This is a genomic window from Streptomyces luteireticuli (assembly GCF_041519305.1).
GTDB lineage: Bacteria > Actinomycetota > Actinomycetes > Streptomycetales > Streptomycetaceae > Streptomyces > Streptomyces luteireticuli.
Genome location: NZ_CP167927.1, coordinates 5,487,098 through 5,505,659, shown reverse-complemented (window position 1 = coordinate 5,505,659; position 18,562 = coordinate 5,487,098). Strand labels below are relative to the sequence as shown.

The following is an 18,562-nucleotide window of genomic DNA, read 5'->3' as shown; positions in this document are numbered from 1 at the left end:
CGTCACGATTCCGCAGCGCCGAGGGCGCTCAGCTCCGGCAGCCGCCGCGCGGTCGCCTCGTCGGCCGGCATGCAGGAGACGAGGGTGACCCCGGGCACGTCCACCCCGGCCAGCTTCACATAGTCGAAGGACAGCCGCCCCAGCCGAGGATGGTCGAACTCCCGGCGGACGGGCCGGAACTCGGCGACGTCGTGCGTACGCCACCACTGCGCGAACTCCGGGCTCCGCTCGCACAGTTCGTCCGTCAGCCGGGCGAACTCCGCGTCACCGACGTGCCGGTCGGCCGCGGCGCGGTACTGCTCCAGCAGCATGCGCGCCTGGCCGGGCCAGTCGGCCAGCAGGTCGCGCATCGCGGGGTCGAGGAACACCCGCCGCAGCAGATTCCGGCCGGGCACGGGCCAGTTCGCCGGGTCGCCGACCAGCCCGGCCTCGGCCCGGTTCCAGGCCAGCAGGTCCCAGGTGGCCGAGACCAGATACGCGGGGTGCGGGTCGAGCGCGTCCACCAGGCGGCGCAGCGCGGGGCCGGGCCCGCGCGCCGGCTCCGGGCGGGCCCCGTCCGGCGGTGCCTCGCCCGCCAGGGAGAACAGGTGCCGCGTCTCGGCCGGGGAGAGCAGCAGCCCACGCGCCAGCCCGTGCAGTACCTGCCGGCTGACGCCGATCTCGCGGGCCTGTTCCAACCAGGTGTACCAGGTGACGCTGACACCCGAGAGCAGGGCGACCTCCTCGCGGCGCAGTCCGGGGGTGCGGCGGCGCGGGCCGGCCGGCAGTCCGGCGTCGGCCGGGCTCAGCCGCTCGCGGCGCGAGCGCAGGAACCCGGCCAGCGCGCGCCGGTGTTCACGGTCCGCCATCGCGCTCCCCATGGTTCCTCCGGCTCAGGGGGGTACTGCCGCCACCAGCATAATTCCCCTCTGGAGCGGCCCGGTTGCCCGGGCGAGGGTCAAGGTCATGAACCGGACCCCACGTTCGCCCGTCACCGCCCTCGCCGTTCTGCTCACCGGCGTCTTCATGGCCGTGCTCGACACCTTCGTCGTCCTCGTCGCCGCGCCCGCGATCCAGCGGGACCTGCACGCCTCGGACGCCGACGTCCAGCTGATCCTGGCGGGCTACCAGCTCACCTACGCCATCGCCCTGATCACCGGCGCCCGGCTCGGCGATCTCCTGGGCCGCAGACGGATGTTCCTGACCGGCATGGCCGTCTTCACCCTGGCCTCGGCGGCCTGTGCCGCGGCCCCCGGGGCCGGTGCCCTGATCGCGGCCCGGCTGGTGCAGGGGCTGGGGGCGGCGGTGATGTTCCCCCAGGTCTTCTCGATGATCCAGGTGCTCGTCCCGGCGGAGCGGCGGGCGCGGGCGCTCGGGGCGCTCGGCGCGGTGATCGGTGCGGCGGGCGTGGCGGGCCAGTTGCTGGGCGGGCTGCTGGTGGCGGCGGACCTCTTCGGCACGTCGTGGCGCCCGGTGTTCTGGGTGAACGTGCCGGTGGGGCTGGCCGCGCTCGTCCTCACCGCCGTCCGCGTACCGGAGTCACGCGCTCCGGGCAGCGGCCGGCGTCCCGACCTGCCCGGCGCGGGCGTGCTGACCGTCGCCCTGGGCCTGCTCGTGGTGCCCCTCGTGGAGGGCCGGGAGCGCGGCTGGCCGTGGTGGACCTGGCTGAGCCCCGTCGCGGCCGCGGCCGCGTTCGGGTGCTTCGCCGCGGTCGAACGGCGGGCGCGGACGCCGCTGCTGCGCCCGGGGCTGCTGCGGGAACGCCCCTTCGCCGTCGGCATCGCGCTCGTCCTCCTCACCTACTCGGGCATCAACTCCTCGTTCCTGGTGCTCTCGCTGACCGTCCAGGACGGGCTGGGGCTGGGGACGCTCGGCGCGGGCCTGGTCTACGTCCCCTTCGCCGCGGCGTTCTTCGCCGCCAGCGTGGCGGCGGGCCGTCTGGCCCGGCGGGGCCACCGCCTCCTGGTCCGCGGCGCGCTGCTCTCCGCCCTCGGCCACGCGACCGGCATCGCGGCGGTCCTGCTCGCGGGCGGCTCCCTGTCCCCCTGGCACCTCGCTCCCGGTCTGGCCCTGACCGGCGCGGGCAACGGCCTGCTGGTGACGCCGCTCATCGGCACGGTCCTGTCGCGGGTCGCCCCGGCCGAGGCGGGCATGGCCTCCGGGGTCCTGTCCACCGGCCAACAGGTGGGCGGGGCGGTCGGGGTGGCGGTGGTGGGGACGCTGTACTACGGGGTGCTGGGCGGGGCCCCGCGCGGTGACGCCGTGGCCTACGGGCACGGGATGGCCGCGGCGCTGGGCTTCGACGTCGCCCTGTGCGCCGCGTCGTTGGCGCTGCTGCCGTTGCTGCGGAAGCGGAAATCCGGGGGGTCCAGCAGCAGTTCGGGCAGGCTCCGCATGTCGTCGAAGACCACCGTCCCCTCCCCCTCCAGCCACTCCGCCGGAGTGAGGCCGCCGCAGTAGCCGAACGACCGCATGCCCGCGGCCCGGGCCGCCCGCACCCCGTAGCGGCTGTCCTCCACCACCGCGCACCGGGAGGGCTCCACGCCCATCGTCCGGGCCGCGTGCAGGAAGAGGTCCGGGGCGGGCTTGGCCCGGGCCACGTCCCGGGCGCTGAAGACGCGTCCCTCGAAGTGGTCGTGGAGTCCGGTCGTGCGCAGGTTGCGGGCTATCTTCTCGTGGCCGCCGTTGGAGGCGAGGCAGACGGGGAGCGTGATCTCCTTGAGCGCCTCGGCGACCCCGTCCACGGCCGTCAACTCCGCGTCGTACGCCTCCTGGTACCACCGCTGGTACGGCTTCCACCACCCCGGCTCCAGCTTCCGTCCGAGCCGCTCCTCCACCGCGCGGACGAGCTCGCCCTCCGCCGCCCCCAGGAACCGCTCGACGATCTCCTCCTCCGTGAAGGGGCACCCGAGGTCCGCCAGCATCCGGGCGTCCACCCGGACGGCGATCCGCTCGCTGTCCACCAGCACCCCGTCGCAGTCGAAGATGACGAGGTCAAAAGGTTCATGCGTCATGCACGGAAGCCTACGGCCCACCTCCCGGCGGAACTTGACGTTCTCATACCGATATCCGGACAGGGGGTGACGCCCGGACGGTCCCTCCCCTAGATTTCGTGCGCATTACGCGAGTGATCGCGCCGTGCTTGCGCGTTCACCACACGGGGACGGAGCCATCGCATGTCCGAACCACCCGCCGGGGACCGGCGCACACCTGTCGTGACCCTCCCGCTGATCGTGGCGGGCGTCTGTCTCGCCCTGCCGTTCGGGGCGATGCTCTGGGTCGGCTCCTACGCCCGGCTGACACCGGAGTTCATCGGCATTCCGTTCTTCTACTGGTACCAGATGCTCTGGGTGCTCATATCCACCGCGCTGACCACCGTCGCGTACGTCCTCGTACGACGCAACGAGCGGGCCCGGAAGGCCGGTGAGGGGCGATGAGGCACGGCGTCAACGGAGTCGCCCTCACCGTGTTCATCCTCTTCTTCCTCGCCGTCACGGTCATGGGATTCATGGCCGCGAAATGGCGGCGGGCGGAGAACGCGGACAACCTCGACGAGTGGGGGCTGGGCGGGCGTTCCTTCGGAACCTGGATCACCTGGTTCCTGCTGGGCGGCGACCTCTACACCGCGTACACCTTCGTCGCCGTTCCGGCGGCCGTCTACGCGGGCGGGGCGGCGGGATTCTTCGCCGTGCCCTACACCATTCTCTGCTATCCGCTGGTGTTCACCTTCCTGCCGCGGCTGTGGTCGGTCTCCCACCGCCACGGTTACGTCACGTCCTCGGACTTCGTGCGCGGCAGGTTCGGCTCCAAGGGGCTCTCCCTGGCCCTCGCCCTCACCGGCATTCTCGCCACGATGCCCTACATCGCGCTCCAACTCGTCGGCATCCAGGCGGTGCTGGACGTGATGGGCGTGGGCGGCGGTTCCAACTGGTTCATGAAGGACCTGCCGCTGCTCATCGCCTTCGGTGTCCTGGCCGCCTACACCTACTCCTCGGGACTGCGCGCCCCCGCCCTCATCGCCTTCGTCAAGGACGCGCTGATCTATATCGTCATCGCGGTCGCCATCATCTACATCCCGATGAAGCTCGGCGGATTCCACGACATCTTCGCCAAGGCGGGCGAGGCGTTCTCCACGAAGAATCCGGCGACCGGGAAGCCGCGCGGCGCCCTCGCCTCCGGACCGGACGCGCAGTGGGCCTACGCGACGCTCGCACTGGGCTCCGCGATGGCGCTGTTCCTCTATCCGCACTCCGTGACGGCGGTCCTCTCCAGCAAGAACCGGAACGTCATCCGGCGCAACACCACGATCCTGCCGCTCTATTCGCTGATGCTGGGCCTGCTGGCCATGCTGGGATTCATGGCGGTCGCGGCCGGGATCAAGGTGAAGAACGGCCAGCTGGCCATTCCGCAGCTCTTCGACGACATGTTCCCCGACTGGTTCACGGGCGTGGCCTTCGCGGCCATCGGCATCGGCGCCCTCGTCCCCGCCGCCATCATGTCCATAGCCGCGGCGAACCTCTTCACCCGCAATATCTACAAGGACTTCCTGCGCAAGGACGCGACGCCGGAGAACGAGGCGAAGGTGTCCAAACTGGCCTCCCTCCTCGTCAAGGTGGGCGCGCTGGTCTTCGTCCTCACCATGGACAAGTCGGTGGCCATCAACTTCCAGCTGCTGGGGGGCATCTGGATCCTCCAGACCGTGCCCGCCCTGGTCGGCGGCCTGTTCACCCGCTGGTTCCACCGCTGGGCCCTGCTGGCCGGCTGGGCCGTCGGGATGGTCTACGGGACATGGCGCGCCTATGACACCCCCAGCGCCACGCAGGACCACTTCGGCAACACCAACCTCATCCCCTTCATCGGGGAGAAGGGCTACATCGGCCTGACGGCCTTCGTCCTGAACGTCGCCGTCACCGTCGTCCTGACGCTCGTCCTCAAGGCCCTCAAGGCCCCGGACGGCGTGGACGAGACGAAGCCCTCCGACTACACGGCGGACGCGGGCGACCCCGACGTCGCCGTGGAGCTCCCCCCGGCCACGGCGGGCGCACCGGGCGGCCACTGAGAAACGGCCGGGCCCACGGGCCCGGCCGTCCCCCTCCCCCTGTCAGGCGGCGGCACCCGAAGGCGTCAGACCGAGCGCCCGGAAGGAGACCCGCTGGTCGAACCAGAGCAGCCCCACGGTCAGCGCGGACATCACCAGCCCCAGGGCCAGATGACCGGCCGCCGATTCGACGGTGGCACCCACGGCCCCGAGCACGACGTGCAGCGCGACCCGCAGCCCGATGAGCCCGAAGAGGATCTTCCGGGCGCGGGAGTTCTTCAGCATCGCCTTGAGCAGCTTCCTGCGCCGCCGCAGGACCGTCAGCCCCACCGCGATGTTCACCGCCCCGAGCGCGGCGAGGACCATCCAGGCCCCGTCCCACGCCTTGTAGAAGTCGAAGGCGGCCCCCATGGCCCCCTCGAAGGCGAAGAACCACACCGGAAGCGGCTTCAGCTCCGGATCGAGCGCGCCCTGCCCGGCCCCGGCCTGCTGCTCGGTGATGGTGCCGCTCATCGTGCCCGCCCCCGTGCCGCTCATCGTGTCCGCCCCCGTGTCGCTCATGGTGTCCGCCCCGTCGTGGTGTCGCCGTCCCGTCCAACACCCACGATCATTCCCTCCCCCGCCCTCCGGCGGCAGGTCCGCCCGTCACCGGCCGGAGATGACAAAAGTCAGTGCGGCCGGTGACGGGCGAACGGCCGCCCGCGCACCGCCCCTACGCTTCCGTGAAGCGGGGCCGCCCTCCCCCGCCCCCCGCGGCCTCTCCGGCCGTCGCACCCGCGAACACGCCACCGTCTAGCACATTCCGCGACCGTCTCATGACGCGCCGACACAACATGTGGGGGTACACGCGACGGGCAGCACTAGATGTATGCTCGTCCTCGCTGTCGCCGCAGGGGAATCCGGTGGAAATCCGGAACTGTCCCGCAACGGTGTACGTGTGGAGATATTGCACCCACGCCGCAGTCCGAGGACCTGCCGACAGTACGCCCTCGCCGGCCCGCCGCCGGTGTGCGGTGTCGAACCACGTCCGGGCCTCGAGGGTTGGGCCGGTGGACGCCTGCGCGCATGCTTCCGTACGTCACGTACGCGCCCCGCATGCCCGTGTGCGGCCCCGTGCGCTCCCGAGCGGCCTCCAGCCGAGTGAGGGAGAGCAACACGTGACGATCGCGCCCGTCGATCCGGTCTCAGCGCAGGCGGAGGAGTCCGTCGACGCTCCCGGGACCGCGCTGCTGCGCACCCTGACGGAACTCACCGCCGACCTGCCCGCCACCGACCCCGGCAAGGTCGCCGCCGCCGCGCTGCGCGGCCGGCACGCCGGGTCGGACGAGGCCGAACTGCGCTCGCTGGCCACCGAGGCCGCGGCCGGGCTGATCGGCGAGGAGCCCGAGTACTCGCGGCTCGCCGCGCGGCTCCTCACGCTCGCCATCGCCGAGGAGGCGGGCGGGCAGGGCGCGGTCTCCTTCTCCGCGTCGGTCGCCACCGGGCACCGCGAGGGCCTGATCGCCGACGACACCGCCGCGTTCGTGCGCGAGCACGCCGAGCGGCTGGACGCGCTGGTGGACGCCGCCCTGGTCGACGGCGCCGACGACCGCTTCGGCTACTTCGGCCTGCGCACCCTGCACAGCCGCTACCTGCTCCGCCACCCGATCACCCGGAACGTGATCGAGACCCCGCAGCACTTCCTGCTGCGCGTGGCCTGCGGCCTCGCCGAGACTGCTGATTCAAAAGAAGCCTCCGTCCGGGCGCTGGAGGACGTCGCCGAGCTCTACCGCCTCACCAGCACGCTCTCGTACCTCCCCTCCTCCCCCACGCTCTTCAACTCCGGTACGCGGCACCCCCAGATGTCGTCCTGCTACCTGCTGGACTCGCCGCTGGACGAGCTGGACTCGATCTACGACCGCTACCACCAGGTGGCGCGGCTGTCGAAGCACGCGGGCGGCATCGGCCTGTCCTACTCCCGCATCCGCTCGCGCGGTTCGCTGATCCGCGGCACCAACGGGCACTCCAACGGCATCGTGCCGTTCCTGCGCACCCTCGACGCCTCGGTCGCGGCCGTCAACCAGGGCGGCCGGCGCAAGGGCGCGGCCTGCGTCTACCTGGAGACGTGGCACGCGGACATCGAGGAGTTCCTGGAGCTCCGCGACAACACCGGTGAGGAGGCGCGCCGTACGCACAACCTCAACATCGCGCACTGGATCCCGGACGAGTTCATGCGCCGGGTCGAGGCGGACGCCGAGTGGTCGCTGTTCTCCCCGGCGGACACCCCGGACCTGGTGGACCTGTACGGCGACGAGTTCGACGCCGCGTACCGCGCGTACGAGGCCGCGGGCAAGGCCGTCAAGACCATCCCGGCGCGGGTGCTCTACGCCCGGATGATGCGCACCCTGGCGCAGACCGGCAACGGCTGGATGACGTTCAAGGACGCCGCCAACCGCACCGCCAACCAGACCGCCGAGCCCGGCAAGGTCGTCCACTCCTCCAACCTCTGCACGGAGATCCTGGAGGTCACGAACGACGGCGAGACCGCGGTCTGCAACCTGGGTTCGGTCAACCTGGCCGCCCACCTGGGCGAGGACGGCGAGATGGACTGGGAGCGGCTGGACCGCACCGTCCGCACCGCCGTGACCTTCCTCGACCGCGTCGTGGACATCAACTTCTACCCGACCGAGCAGGCGGGCGCCTCCAACTCCCGCTGGCGGCCGGTCGGTCTGGGCCTGATGGGCCTCCAGGACGTCTTCTTCCGGCTGCGCCTGCCCTTCGACTCCCCCGAGGCGAAGGCGCTGTCCACCCGGATCTCCGAGCGGATCATGCTCGCGGCCTACGAGGCGTCGGCCGACCTGGCCGAGCGGCACGGCCCGCACGAGGCCTGGTCCGCCACCCGCACCGCGCGCGGTGTGCTGCACCCGGACCACTACCCCAACACCGAGCCCACCTGGGCGGAGCGCTGGGACGCGCTGCGCGCCCGGATCGCCGCCGTCGGCATGCGCAACTCGCTGCTGCTGGCGATCGCCCCGACGGCGACGATCGCGTCCATCGCGGGCGTCTACGAATGCATCGAGCCGCAGGTCTCCAACCTGTTCAAGCGCGAGACGCTCAGCGGTGAGTTCCTCCAGGTCAACACCTACCTGGTGGAGGACCTGAAGAAGCTCGGCGTGTGGGACCGCACCACGCGCGACGCGCTCACCGACGCCAACGGCTCGGTCCAGGACATGCGGTGGATCCCGCAGGAGGTGCGCGACCTCTACCGCACCGCCTGGGAGATCCCCCAGCGCTCCCTGATCGACATGGCCGCGGCCCGTACGCCGTACCTCGACCAGAGCCAGTCCCTCAACCTGTTCATGGCCGCGCCCACCATCGGCAAGCTCAGCTCGATGTACGCGTACGCCTGGAAGCAGGGCATCAAGACCACGTACTACCTGCGTTCGCGCCCGGCGACCCGGATCGCGCGGTCGGCCGGCACCGCCGCCACCGTCCCCGTCCAGCAGTCGGCCCCCGACGCCGACGCCATCGCCTGCTCCCTGGAAAACCCCGAGTCCTGCGAGGCATGCCAGTAATGACGACCGCCCCCGAACGTCGTACGAAGAACCTGCTCGACCCCGGTTTCGAGCTGACCCTCCGGCCCATGCGGTACCCGGACTTCTACGACCGCTACCGTGACGCGATCAAGAACACCTGGACCGTGGAGGAGGTCGACCTCCACTCCGACGTCGCCGACCTCGCCAAGCTCTCCCCGGGCGAGCAGCACCTGATCGGCCGCCTCGTCGCGTTCTTCGCGACCGGCGACTCGATCGTGGCCAACAACCTGGTGCTCACGCTCTACAAGCACATCAACTCCCCCGAGGCGCGGCTGTACCTGTCGCGGCAGCTCTTCGAGGAGGCCGTGCACGTCCAGTTCTATCTGACGCTGCTGGACACCTACCTCCCCGACCCGGACGACCGCAACGAGGCGTTCGCGGCGGTGGAGAACATCCCGTCCATCCGGGAGAAGGCCCAGTTCTGCTTCAAGTGGATGGACTCGGTCGAGAAGCTGGACCAGTTGGAGTCGAAGGCCGACCGCCGTCGCTTCCTGCTCAACCTGATCTGCTTCGCGGCCTGCATCGAGGGGCTGTTCTTCTACGGGGCGTTCGCCTACGTGTACTGGTTCCGCTCGCGCGGCCTGCTGCACGGCCTGGCGACCGGCACCAACTGGGTGTTCCGCGACGAGACCATGCACATGGAGTTCGCGTTCTCCGTGGTGGACACCGTCCGCGAGGAGGAGCCGGACCTCTTCGACGACGAACTCCAGCAGCAGGTCACGGACATGCTCGCGGAGGCCGTCGAGGCGGAGCTCCAGTTCGCCCGCGACCTGTGCGGCGACGGCCTGCCGGGCATGAACACCGAGTCCATGCGCGAGTACCTCCAGTGCGTGGCCGACCAGCGCCTGATGCGCCTGGGCTTCGCCCCGGTCTACGGCTCGGAGAACCCGTTCTCCTTCATGGAGCTGCAGAACGTCCAGGAGCTGACCAACTTCTTCGAGCGCCGCGCCTCCGCGTACCAGGTCGCGGTCGAGGGCACGGTCGCCTTCGACGACGAGTTCTGATCCGCTTCTGATCCGCGTACGCGTCGACGAGCCCCGCCGGACCCGGTCCGGCGGGGCTCCGCGTTTGTCGCTCCATGTCCGGCCATGGTGGGAACCATCAGGACAGAGCGACGGCAGGAGAACCCCATGCGGGTCATGATGATCGTCAAGGCGACCGAGGACTCCGAGGCCGGTGTGCTACCGACCCGGGAGGAGATCGCCGAGATGGGGCGGTACAACGACGAACTCGCCGCGGCGGGCGTGCTGCTGGCCGCCGACGGGCTGCGGTCCTCGGCGGAGGGCGCGCGGGTGGTGTTCGCGGGCGGGGCGCCGAGCGTGATCGACGGACCGTTCTCCGAGATCGGCGAGCTGATGGCCGGCTACTGGGTCATCCGGGTGGAGTCGATGGACGAGGCCCGCGACTGGGCGAAGCGGATCCCCTTCCAGGACGGGGTCGTCGAGCTGCGCCGGATCTTCGAACCCGAGGATTTTCCCGCCGGGTAGCGGGTGCGGGGGACGGCGAGGCCGTCCCCCTTTCCCGTCTCAGCCCACGGCCTCGCGCAGCCGGACCGGTTCGGTACCGGCGTCGTTGTGGCTCTCGGCCCAGCTCTCCAGGGCCGTGCGGCAGGCGTGGTCGAGATGGCGCAGCTCGGACAGGTCGATTTCGATCGGGCGGTCCTTGGGCAGCGCCTCCAGGGTCTCCATGATGCGGGGCAGGCGGAGGAAGGTCGCGTTGCCGGTGAGCCGCGCGAGGATCCTGCCGTCGGTGAGGTCGCGGACGTCCACCTGCACCTTGGAGGTCTCCCAGGCGGACTTCACGACGGCCAGCAGGATGCCGAGCAGCACGCCCTCGAACATGCTGGTCGCCAGGATGGCCACGGCGGTGGCCGCGAGGATCACCAGTTCGCCGCGGTGCGCGCGCCACAGCGGGGCGAACTCCCCGAAGGGGATCAGCTTGCAGCCCGCGTGCACCAGCACGCCGGCCAGCGCGGGCAGCGGGATGACGCCGACGGCCGCCGGCAGGGCCACCACGAAGACCAGCAGCCAGGCGCCGTGCAGCACACGGGAGAGCGCGGTGCGGGCGCCGGCCCGGACGTTGGCCGAGCTGCGGACGATGACCGCGGTCATCGGCAGGGCGCCGAGCAGGCCGCAGAGCATGTTGCCGGCGCCCTGGGCCAGCAGCTCCTTGTCGTAGTGCGTCCTGGGCCCGTCGTGCATCCGGTCCACGGCGGCGGCGCTGAACAGCGTCTCGGCCGAGGCGATGAGCGCGAAGGTGACGACGGTGCCGAGCACGGGGACGCCGAGCGAGGCGAAGTCGCCCCACTCCGGCAGGTCGATCGCGCCGCCCAGACCCTGCACCGTGACGTGGGCGACGTCCGTACCGGTCGCCCAGGTCACCGCCGTGGCCAGGGCGACCGCGGCCAGCGGCGCGGGGACGAGGCGGGCCCGCGCCGGGAGCCGCGGCCACAGGACGAGCACCGCGACCGTCCCCGCGCCGACGGCGCAGGCGGTCGCGGCCCGGCCGCCGTCCAGGACGTCCCCGAGCAGCCCGGGGATACCGGCGATCTTGTCGAGGCCGGCGCGCGGCTGCGGGACTCCGGCCATCGTGTACAACTGGCCGAAGAACAGGACGAGTCCGATGCCGGCGAGCATGCCGTGCACGACCGAGACGGAGATGGCCCGGAACCAGCGGCCGAACCGCAGCAGGCCCAGGGCCAGTTGGAGCAGCCCGGTGCACAGCACGATGACGCCGAGCATGCCGAGCCCGAACTCGCGGACGGCTTCGGACACCAGCACCGTCAGCCCGGCGGCCGGACCGCTGACCTGGAAGGTGCTGCCGGGGAGCGCGCCGACGACGAGGCCGCCCACGATGCCGGTGATCAGGCCGAGTTCGGCCGGCACCCCGGAGGCCACGGCCACGCCGACGCACAACGGCAGGGCCACGAGGAAGACGACGAGCGAGGCGAGGACGTCCTGACGGAGCGCGTCCGGTTGTTTCGGAGCGGGGAACACGGAGAACACGGTGGAGGGTCCCTTGTCTGTCGCTGCCGGGCGGGTCACGGGGCGGATCACAGGGGCGGGAACGGCAGGGCGCCGCCGTCGGGACGGTGCGCGCCGACGAGGCCGGTGTGGACCTCGTAGTACCAGGCGTGCAGGGCGAGCCGGCCCCGGTCGAGCCGCTCCCGGACGCAGGGGTAGGCGCGCAGGGTCTCCAGCTGGGCGACGGCGTGCCGCTGTGCCACCTCGGCCAGGTCGGGCGGGCCGGGCCGCACCGTACGGGCCGGGGCCTCGGGCGGCACGGCGTGGTCGAGCCAGCCCCGCACGGCCGGCACGGCGGAGAGGTCGTCGCCGCGCACGACGGCGCCGAGCGCGCCGCAGTGCGAGTGCCCGCAGACGACGATGTCGCGGACGCCGAGGACGGCGACGGCGAATTCGACGGTCGCGGCCTCTCCCGTGGGGCAGCGACTGCGGTATTCGGGGACGATGTTGCCCGCGGTGCGGAGCTCGAAGAGTTCTCCCGGGTGCGCCCCGGTGATGAGCGAGGGAACGACGCGGGAATCGGCGCAGGATATGAAGAGGACTTCGGGTGACTGGCCCGCCTCCAGAGCCCTCAGCCGCCGGGCGCGCTCGGGGTCGGCGACGAGGGTGGATGCGAAGGAGCGGGCGTGGTCGACGAGTGATCGCATGATGGCCTGCCTCGTGTTGCGGGGCATGGTCGGTCGTCTTTCGCGGCATTCTGCACCACCGCGGGAGGCCATCACTTTACCGATGCATTACCGCCCTGTGAACCCCGGAATTATTCACCAAAAACCGGACACGAAACGTTACTTGGCCCCGAATCACCCGCCCTGGAATTGTTCGGTCCCACTGGGGTCGAGAATTCCATGGACCATTCACCTGCATTCCATTCGCGGAATGAACACAGCCGGAATCAACACAGCCGGAATGGAAACGGCCGGTCCGCCCGCACCCGGAGGTGCGGGCGGACCGGCCGTTTCCACGGTCCCGTGAGGCCGTCAGTCGTTGGCGACGACGGGGTAGCGCGGGGTGCCCTCCGCCATCTGCCGCAGCGCGTCCTTGCGGTCGCGCTTGGAGAGGCGGTCGATGTAGAGGTAGCCGTAGAGGTGGTCCGTCTCGTGCTGGAGGCAGCGCGCGAAGTAGCCGGTGCCCTCGATCGCGATGGGCTCGCCCTTCATGTTCACGCCGCGCACGACCGCGTAGTCGGGGCGGGCCAGCTCCGCATAGGCGGTCGGGACCGACAGACAGCCCTCGTTGGAGGCGTCGAGCACCCGGCGGTCGGCCGGCAGCTCGTCCAGGACCGGGTTGCACATGTGGCCCACGTGCCGGACGCCCTCGTCGTCCATGCAGTCGTAGACGAACACCTTGAGGTCCACGCCGATCTGGTTGGCCGCCAGGCCGACGCCCTCCGCGGTGCGCTGGCTGGCGAACATGTCGTCGATCAGCTGGGCCAGCTTCTCGTCGAACTCCGTCACGTCCTTGCACTCCCGGTGCAGGACCGGGTTGCCGTGGACGGTGATCGGCCGGGAGGTGCCGCGCTCGCGGTGCGCGGCCTCACGCTCCTCGCAGTCCTCGGTGTCCACGATGAACTCGTCGTTCACCGACTGGTCGGTGTCTTGCTGCGCCATGACCGCCGTAAGCCTCTCTCACAACCCGAATGCCGTATCGGCCCTGGATCCCGTGCCGGCCCCGGCCCTCCGGGGATCGTCCCCGGATCCACAGGGCCGTTCCAGGGTAAGGGGGCGCCGCCGGGCGCTCAGCAGACCTCTTCCAGATCGCGCCACTCCCGGGTGTCGGGGCTGTCCGCGACCCAGCCGTCCAGCAGGCCGCGCACCAGACCGGCGGGCGCGGCGATGCCGCACTCCCGCTCGGGCACCCAGAGCAGCCCCGAACCGGCCGTGCGGTGGCCGAGCGGGCCGGGGTGGCCGGGCTCGCTGTGGTCGTGCGGGTCCAGATGCTCGCCGTCGCCCTCGTCGCTGGGCATCCGGCTCTCCGAGCATGTGCGGCACAGCAGCCGCACCGAGGACGACCAGTCCTCGGCGGCGAACCCCGCGTCGGCGGCCAGCCGCTCCAGGGCGTCCCGGTCCGCCTCGGTGGCGGCCTCCAGGAGGACCACCCAGGTCGGCACGGGGGACGGGGCCCACAGCTCGATCTCGTCGAAGACCGGGTAGGACGGCCCGGCGGCGGTCACCCGCTCGCCGTGCGGGACGCCGTCGTGCAGCACGACCTCGCCCCAGCGCCGGCCGGACGAGGGCAGCGGGATGGACAGCACCTCCATGCGCGCCGGGTCCAGCCGGCGGCCCCAGACCACCTCGGCCTCGCCCTCCGGCGAGAGCCGCACGGCCGCGCTGCCCAGCTCCATCCCGGACGGCTCGCCCGCGGGGCCGCCCTCGGCGGGCACCCGCAGTCCGTATGCCTGCCAGGCCCGCCGGGCCAACGGCCAGTCCTGGAGCGCGGTGGCGGCGATGCCCACGTTCCACCAGTCGGGCGCGCCCGCCTCGCGGTCCAGCAGCGCCACCGCCCGCAGCCCCGCGGCACGGGCCTGCTCCCAGTCGTGCCGGAACTTGTGCAGCAGCGCGAGATTGAACCACGACTCGGACAGCCACGGCTCCATGTCGGCGGCGCGCGTCAGCAGCGCGCCGGCGTCCTCGTACCGGCCGTCGCCGATGAGAGTGAAGGCACGGTCGGTGGCCTGCCGCCACGAGGGGGAAGGCCGGTGCCGCACCCTGCCGAAGATCCTCACGATGTCCGCCTGCTGTTTTCTCGACGTCCCGCGTGCACCCACGCCGGATGGCCCAGGTGGCCGGTGCCGTCCTCCCTGACGGCGGCCCGCCACTCCTTGCTCACGACCCCGCCCGTGAGCCGGGTCGTCTCCTCGGGGAGCCGCGCCCACCACGACCTGACGTCCGCGACAGCGCTCATGACACCCCCCGGTTCCCGCGTTCTCGTCATGTACTTCGTCGCTCTTCTTCTCTTCGCATCCAACCATGCCCCGTCGGACGCCCGCTCATTACCCGTGGGTTAGCCGTGCTACTCCGGCCGCCACCGGGCGCCTCACGCCTCCGCCCGCTCCGGCGCGTCCCGCGCGAGCACCCGCGCGAGCGCCTCGACCACCCGGGGCTCGTGGTCGTGGCTCCCCGCGGCCACGGCCCGGCGCAGCAGCTCCAGCGCGGCCGCCGGGCCGTGGCCCGCACCGCAGGCCAGGTCCTCGTAGGCGTTGACCGTGCGCACCACACGGGCGGCGAGGGGCTGCTCCCGGTACGGGTCGGCCTGGCGCTCCACCGCGGCGGCGACCTCGGCGGCGTCCGCCCCCTCCAGCGGGGCCAGCCGGGCCACGGCCCCGCCCAGCCGGGCGAGGCGCCGCCGCTCCTCGGGCGGCAGCGGCTCGGTGGCCCCGGCGGGCACCGGATCGACGAGGGAGAGCTGGCCCACGTCGTGCATGAGCGCCGCGTACTCGACGACGCTGAGGCCGGACTCCGTCATTCCGAGCTCGCGGCCGACGGCACGGCTGAGCCCGGCTACGCGCCCTGCGTGACCGGCGGGTGTGCACCCGGCGAGCTCCGTCGCCCGGGCCAGCGAGGCGACGGTCCGTCCGCAGGTGCTCCGGGCGCTCCCCCGGCGCCCGGCGGACAGCTGGACGACCAGCAGCGGCAGACAGCACAGCGGCAGCACCCACAGCCCGGCGACGGCCGGGGCGAGGGCGGCGGTGACGCCGGTCGCGCAGACCGCGGGACCGATGCCGGGCAGGGCGCGCAGTTCGGTCCGGAGCGCCGCCGTGTAGCGGCCGCCGGCCCGGGAGCGGGCGAGGGCGGCGGCCAGCGCGGCGTCGGAGACGGCGGTGAGGCCGAGCAGGAGCAGCAGCGAGAGCACGTAGTACGGGCACGGCCCGGCGTGGTGCAACGGCTGGAAGCAGAGGGCGGCCAGGGCGGTGCCCGCCACGCGGCGCACGAGCCGGTCGGGCGCGGGCGGGCGCCCTCCGGCCCCGGCCAGGGTCGCGCCGAGCACCACGGCGACCACCTGCGGCACACCATGGGTGGCCGGATGGCCGCCGACCTCGCCGAGGAGGGCGTAGGCGAGCGATCCGGCGGCGCCGACGGGGGCGGACTCGCGGGCGTCGCCGGGCGCCCCCGGCCGGTGCCGCACGGCCTCGCCGACGGCGATCAGCACGCCGTAGGCCAGGGCGACGCCCGGCTGCGCGAGGCCGTGCCGGGCGGTCCAGCCCAGGGCGAGCAACGCGCCGGTGGCCGCGGCGAGATGTGCGGCACGGGCGAGGTTCACCGGTCGCCCCCGGGGAGGGACGCGGGCAGGACGGGGTCCGGCCGTACGCCCGGACCGTGATCAGGAGGGACGTTTCCGCAGTCCGGAACCGGGGTTTCCCGGACCCCGTCCACCGGCTGCCAGCCCTCCCGGGCGACCGCCCGCGCCAGCGCCGCGACCATGCGCGGGTCGAAGTGGGAACCGGCGCAGCGGCGCAGCTCCGCGAGGGCGGCGGAAACCGGGCGGGCCCGGCTGTAGGCACGGGTGGAGGTCATCGCGTCGAAGGCATCGGCGACGGCCACGATCCGTGCCGCCTCCGGGATTTGATGACCCGTCAGACCGTGGGGGTAGCCGGTGCCGTCCATGCGCTCGTGGTGGTGGAGGATCGCCTCCCGCGCCTCACCGGGGAAGCCGATGCCGCGCACCAGCTCGTGCCCGTACTCGGGATGGCGCTGGACGATGCGCCGTTCCTCGGCGGTGAGCGGGCCCGCCTTGCGCAACAGCCGGGTGGGGACGCCGAGTTTGCCGAGGTCGTGCAGGACGCCTGCGACCCGCAGCGCCTCCAGCCGCGCGCCGCCCACGCCCAGTTCGCGGCCGATCAGCACCGCGGCCCGCCCGACGCGTTCGCCGTGGCCGCAGGTGTAGTGGTCCTTGAGGTCCACCGCCCGCACCAGCGCCTGGAACGCGGCCCGGCGGTCGGCGCGGTCGCGGCGGAAGCGGGCCGGCAGCCGGGGGGAGAGGGCCACGGGGAGCAGCACCAGCAGGGCGGCCGGCGGCCCGTAGGCGCTCTCCCACAGGACGGCCGCGAGCAGCGCGGTGGTGCCGTGCACCAGCGCCGGGACCAGGGCGGCGGGCCACGGGCCGGGCCGGGCGCCGCGCACCCCGGCGTCGAGGACGGCGACGACGGCGGCCAGGGCCAGGGCGGCGGCGAGCGCGGCGGGCAGCGCCCCGGGCGGTCCGGCCGGCAGCAGTCCGCGGGCGGCGGCGAAGACGCCGGCGGCACAGGCCGCGGCGAGGGAGTACAGCGCGGCGTGCCACAGCCGGCGCAGCCAGGCCGGCCCGCCGGGGGCGCTGCCGCCGGGCGGTCCGGCGAGCGCGCCGGGGACCGCGGCCAGCCCGGCGGCGGCCGGCGGCAGGAGGAGGGCGCCGGTCAGCAGGACCGGCAGCATCGGGGAGCGGTGGGGCAGGCGTTCACCGGCGACGAGGACGGCGGCCAGCAGGCCCGCGGCCGCCCAGTCGACGGTCCGGCCGGCCCACAGGGCGGGTGCGTCGCACCCGGCCGCGGCGGCCACGGCGCACGCGATCCAGCCGCGTGCGGCCGCCGGAACTGCCTTCATGACATGTCCTCCCCATCCTCAACGCTCCCTGTCGGGATGGGGAGAATAGGGTGGCGGACGGCCCGCGTCGGCCGCATCCGCCCGAACCGCCGTCCGTTCGGGTGACGTTCGGGCGGCGGCCGTTTTGATCCATGCGGATCCGTGCGGATCCGTCCGGACGCCGGGCGCGGAGGCGGCCGGATCAGTCCCGGTCCGCGCCCCGTGCGTCGGCGCGCTCGGCGACGGCCTCGGCCACCACGTCCTGCTCGGGGACGGGCTGGCCGCCGCGGATGAGCTCGATCCGGCCCATCACCTTGGACCGCAGGTCGGCGGGGACGTCGTCGTGTCCGCAGCAGCGCTTGACGAGCTTCTTGACCGCCTGCTCCAGACCGTAGGTCTCCAGGCAGGGCGAACACTCGTCGATGTGCACCTCGAACTTGGCGCACTCGCCGTCCGGCATCTCGCGGTCGAGGTACTCGTAGAGGTGGTCGAGGACTTCGGAGCAGTCCGTCTCGTGCGGGTCACCGCAGCTCATGAGTCCGAGCCCTTCCGATTGTGCGACGCGGCGGAACCGTTCGGCGCGGCGGCCCCGGCCGGGACCAGGCCGCGCTCACGGGCGTAGTCCTCCAGCAGGCCGCGGAGCTGACGCCGGCCCCGGTGGAGGCGGGACATCACCGTGCCGATGGGGGTACCCATGATGTCCGCGATCTCCTTGTAGGCAAACCCCTCCACATCCGCGAGGTAGACCGCTATGCGGAATTCCTCGGGAATGGCCTGAAGGGCCTCCTTGACATCGGAGTCGGGCAGATGGTCCAGCGCCTGCGACTCGGCGGACCGCAACCCCTGGGACATGTGCGACTCGGCACGCGCCAGCTGCCAGTCCTCGATCTCCTCGGACGCGCTGCGCAGCGGCTCCCGCTGCTTCTTGCGGTACGAGTTGATGAAGGTGTTGGTGAGGATGCGGTAGAGCCACGCCTTGAGGTTCGTGCCGTCACGGAACTGGTGGAAGGACGCGTACGCCTTGGCGTACGTCTCCTGGACCAGGTCCTCCGCGTCCGCCGGATTGCGGGTCATCCGCAGGGCGGCCGAGTACATCTGGTCGAGGAAGGTCAGCGCGTCCCGCTCGAAGCGCGCGTTGCGCTCCGCCGTGCTCTCCGCGTGCCCGCTCTCCGGGTGCTCGTTCTCCGTGTGCCGGGCGGGAGAGAGCCCCTCGCCGTTCGACCCCGCGTCGGTGCCTGCGACCGGACCCACCTCCTCCAGAACCCTGGCCGGGTCCTTGGCGGACCCGCTCGTTTCGGAGAATAGACGACGATCGGCCAGGCCCGCCGCTCCAGCCGCGGCCGCCCGGCCCATGCCCATGGCCACCTGGCCCTGGTCTGCCGTGTTCGGGCGGGA

The 18,562-nt window shown here is 72.5% G+C and carries 17 protein-coding genes, 1 pseudogene and 1 riboswitch; of the genes and pseudogenes, 6 read left to right on the top strand and 12 right to left on the bottom strand.

All coding sequences use genetic code 11. The annotated features are described in order from the left end of the window. Positions 1-2: 2 nt before the first annotated feature. A complete protein-coding gene (locus AB8735_RS24765) occupies positions 3-848 on the bottom strand; it encodes a helix-turn-helix transcriptional regulator (RefSeq protein ID WP_372409450.1) in 846 nt (281 codons plus the stop codon). Between the two features lie 10 nt (positions 849-858). On the opposite strand from AB8735_RS24765, the pseudogene AB8735_RS24760 reads away from it, so the two are divergent. Continuing rightward, positions 859-2,169: pseudogene (locus AB8735_RS24760) on the top strand (MFS transporter); the annotation flags it as partial. 77 nt (positions 2,170-2,246) lie between these two features. Here the strand turns inward: AB8735_RS24760 and AB8735_RS24755 are convergent. Further along, the gene (locus tag AB8735_RS24755) at positions 2,247-2,993 is read right to left on the bottom strand and encodes an HAD family hydrolase (protein ID WP_372409448.1); all 747 of its coding nucleotides are present in this window, start codon (positions 2,991-2,993) and stop codon (positions 2,247-2,249) included. A gap of 162 nt (positions 2,994-3,155) precedes the next feature. Here AB8735_RS24755 and AB8735_RS24750 point away from each other — a divergent pair, with 162 nt between their 5' ends. Both AB8735_RS24750 and mctP read left to right on the top strand, forming a co-directional pair. Beyond that, entirely contained in the window at positions 3,156-3,416 is a 261-nt protein-coding gene (locus tag AB8735_RS24750; protein ID WP_344033118.1) for a DUF3311 domain-containing protein, read from the top strand. Continuing rightward, positions 3,413-5,038, top strand: a complete 1,626-nt coding sequence (mctP, locus tag AB8735_RS24745) for a monocarboxylate uptake permease MctP (RefSeq protein ID WP_344033120.1) — start codon at positions 3,413-3,415, stop codon at positions 5,036-5,038. Before AB8735_RS24750 ends, mctP begins: the two co-directional genes overlap by 4 nt. A 42-nt stretch (positions 5,039-5,080) precedes the next feature. Here the strand turns inward: mctP and AB8735_RS24740 are convergent, their stop codons facing one another. After that, positions 5,081-5,578, bottom strand: coding sequence for a hypothetical protein (locus tag AB8735_RS24740; RefSeq protein WP_372409446.1), 498 nt, complete (start codon positions 5,576-5,578; stop codon positions 5,081-5,083). A gap of 290 nt (positions 5,579-5,868) precedes the next feature. Next, a riboswitch (cobalamin riboswitch) is annotated at positions 5,869-6,012 on the top strand. A gap of 162 nt (positions 6,013-6,174) precedes the next feature. Between AB8735_RS24740 and AB8735_RS24735 the strand changes: the two genes are divergently transcribed. The 3 genes from AB8735_RS24735 (at position 6,175) to AB8735_RS24725 (ending at position 10,079) form a co-directional block, all read left to right on the top strand. Then, positions 6,175-8,571 carry a ribonucleoside-diphosphate reductase subunit alpha gene (locus AB8735_RS24735; RefSeq protein ID WP_372409445.1) on the top strand — a complete coding sequence of 799 codons (2,397 nt, stop codon included), beginning with the start codon at positions 6,175-6,177 and terminating at the stop codon, positions 8,569-8,571. Then, positions 8,571-9,596, top strand: coding sequence for a ribonucleotide-diphosphate reductase subunit beta (locus tag AB8735_RS24730; RefSeq protein ID WP_344033135.1), 1,026 nt, complete (start codon positions 8,571-8,573; stop codon positions 9,594-9,596). Before AB8735_RS24735 ends, AB8735_RS24730 begins: the two co-directional genes overlap by 1 nt. Positions 9,597-9,722: 126 nt before the next feature. Further along, positions 9,723-10,079, top strand: a complete 357-nt coding sequence (locus AB8735_RS24725; protein ID WP_344033127.1) for a YciI family protein — start codon at positions 9,723-9,725, stop codon at positions 10,077-10,079. Between the two features lie 39 nt (positions 10,080-10,118). Here the strand turns inward: AB8735_RS24725 and AB8735_RS24720 are convergent, their stop codons facing one another. From AB8735_RS24720 to AB8735_RS24680, 9 genes are all read right to left on the bottom strand, one after another. Further along, complete coding sequence (locus AB8735_RS24720) at positions 10,119-11,588, bottom strand: SulP family inorganic anion transporter (protein WP_372409444.1); 1,470 nt, start codon at positions 11,586-11,588, stop codon at positions 10,119-10,121. 56 nt (positions 11,589-11,644) lie between these two features. Then, positions 11,645-12,262: a carbonic anhydrase gene (locus tag AB8735_RS24715; RefSeq protein ID WP_344033132.1), complete on the bottom strand. Its 618-nt coding sequence runs from the start codon at positions 12,260-12,262 to the stop codon at positions 11,645-11,647. Between the two features lie 330 nt (positions 12,263-12,592). Next, positions 12,593-13,222 carry a peptide deformylase gene (gene def, locus AB8735_RS24710; protein ID WP_372409442.1) on the bottom strand — a complete coding sequence of 210 codons (630 nt, stop codon included), beginning with the start codon at positions 13,220-13,222 and terminating at the stop codon, positions 12,593-12,595. A 128-nt stretch (positions 13,223-13,350) separates the two neighbouring features. Further along, a complete protein-coding gene (locus tag AB8735_RS24705) occupies positions 13,351-14,337 on the bottom strand; it encodes a hypothetical protein (RefSeq protein WP_344032112.1) in 987 nt (328 codons plus the stop codon). Continuing rightward, positions 14,334-14,516: a hypothetical protein gene (locus AB8735_RS24700; protein WP_344032110.1), complete on the bottom strand. Its 183-nt coding sequence runs from the start codon at positions 14,514-14,516 to the stop codon at positions 14,334-14,336. Before AB8735_RS24700 ends, AB8735_RS24705 begins: the two co-directional genes overlap by 4 nt. Positions 14,517-14,648: 132 nt before the next feature. Next, the gene (locus AB8735_RS24695; RefSeq protein ID WP_372409440.1) at positions 14,649-15,872 is read right to left on the bottom strand and encodes a metal-dependent phosphohydrolase; all 1,224 of its coding nucleotides are present in this window, start codon (positions 15,870-15,872) and stop codon (positions 14,649-14,651) included. Further along, complete coding sequence (locus AB8735_RS24690; protein WP_344032106.1) at positions 15,869-17,188, bottom strand: HD-GYP domain-containing protein; 1,320 nt, start codon at positions 17,186-17,188, stop codon at positions 15,869-15,871. Before AB8735_RS24690 ends, AB8735_RS24695 begins: the two co-directional genes overlap by 4 nt. A gap of 181 nt (positions 17,189-17,369) precedes the next feature. Beyond that, positions 17,370-17,702 carry a mycothiol system anti-sigma-R factor gene (rsrA, locus tag AB8735_RS24685; RefSeq protein ID WP_344032105.1) on the bottom strand — a complete coding sequence of 111 codons (333 nt, stop codon included), beginning with the start codon at positions 17,700-17,702 and terminating at the stop codon, positions 17,370-17,372. Then, positions 17,699-18,418: a sigma-70 family RNA polymerase sigma factor gene (locus AB8735_RS24680; protein ID WP_372411910.1), complete on the bottom strand. Its 720-nt coding sequence runs from the start codon at positions 18,416-18,418 to the stop codon at positions 17,699-17,701. The genes rsrA and AB8735_RS24680 overlap by 4 nt, the downstream gene beginning before the upstream one ends. Positions 18,419-18,562: the final 144 nt, after the last annotated feature.

Coding starts and splice junctions, on each gene's coding strand:
- AB8735_RS24765 (WP_372409450.1), bottom strand. CDS start 848: ATGGCGGACCGTGAACACCGGCGCGCGCTGGCCGGGTTCCTGCGCTCG.
- AB8735_RS24755 (WP_372409448.1), bottom strand. CDS start 2,993: ATGACGCATGAACCTTTTGACCTCGTCATCTTCGACTGCGACGGGGTG.
- AB8735_RS24750 (WP_344033118.1), top strand. CDS start 3,156: ATGTCCGAACCACCCGCCGGGGACCGGCGCACACCTGTCGTGACCCTC.
- mctP (WP_344033120.1), top strand. CDS start 3,413: ATGAGGCACGGCGTCAACGGAGTCGCCCTCACCGTGTTCATCCTCTTC.
- AB8735_RS24740 (WP_372409446.1), bottom strand. CDS start 5,578: ATGAGCGACACGGGGGCGGACACGATGAGCGGCACGGGGGCGGGCACG.
- AB8735_RS24730 (WP_344033135.1), top strand. CDS start 8,571: ATGACGACCGCCCCCGAACGTCGTACGAAGAACCTGCTCGACCCCGGT.
- AB8735_RS24725 (WP_344033127.1), top strand. CDS start 9,723: ATGCGGGTCATGATGATCGTCAAGGCGACCGAGGACTCCGAGGCCGGT.
- AB8735_RS24715 (WP_344033132.1), bottom strand. CDS start 12,262: ATGCGATCACTCGTCGACCACGCCCGCTCCTTCGCATCCACCCTCGTC.
- def (WP_372409442.1), bottom strand. CDS start 13,222: ATGGCGCAGCAAGACACCGACCAGTCGGTGAACGACGAGTTCATCGTG.
- AB8735_RS24700 (WP_344032110.1), bottom strand. CDS start 14,516: ATGAGCGCTGTCGCGGACGTCAGGTCGTGGTGGGCGCGGCTCCCCGAG.
- AB8735_RS24690 (WP_344032106.1), bottom strand. CDS start 17,188: ATGAAGGCAGTTCCGGCGGCCGCACGCGGCTGGATCGCGTGCGCCGTG.
- rsrA (WP_344032105.1), bottom strand. CDS start 17,702: ATGAGCTGCGGTGACCCGCACGAGACGGACTGCTCCGAAGTCCTCGAC.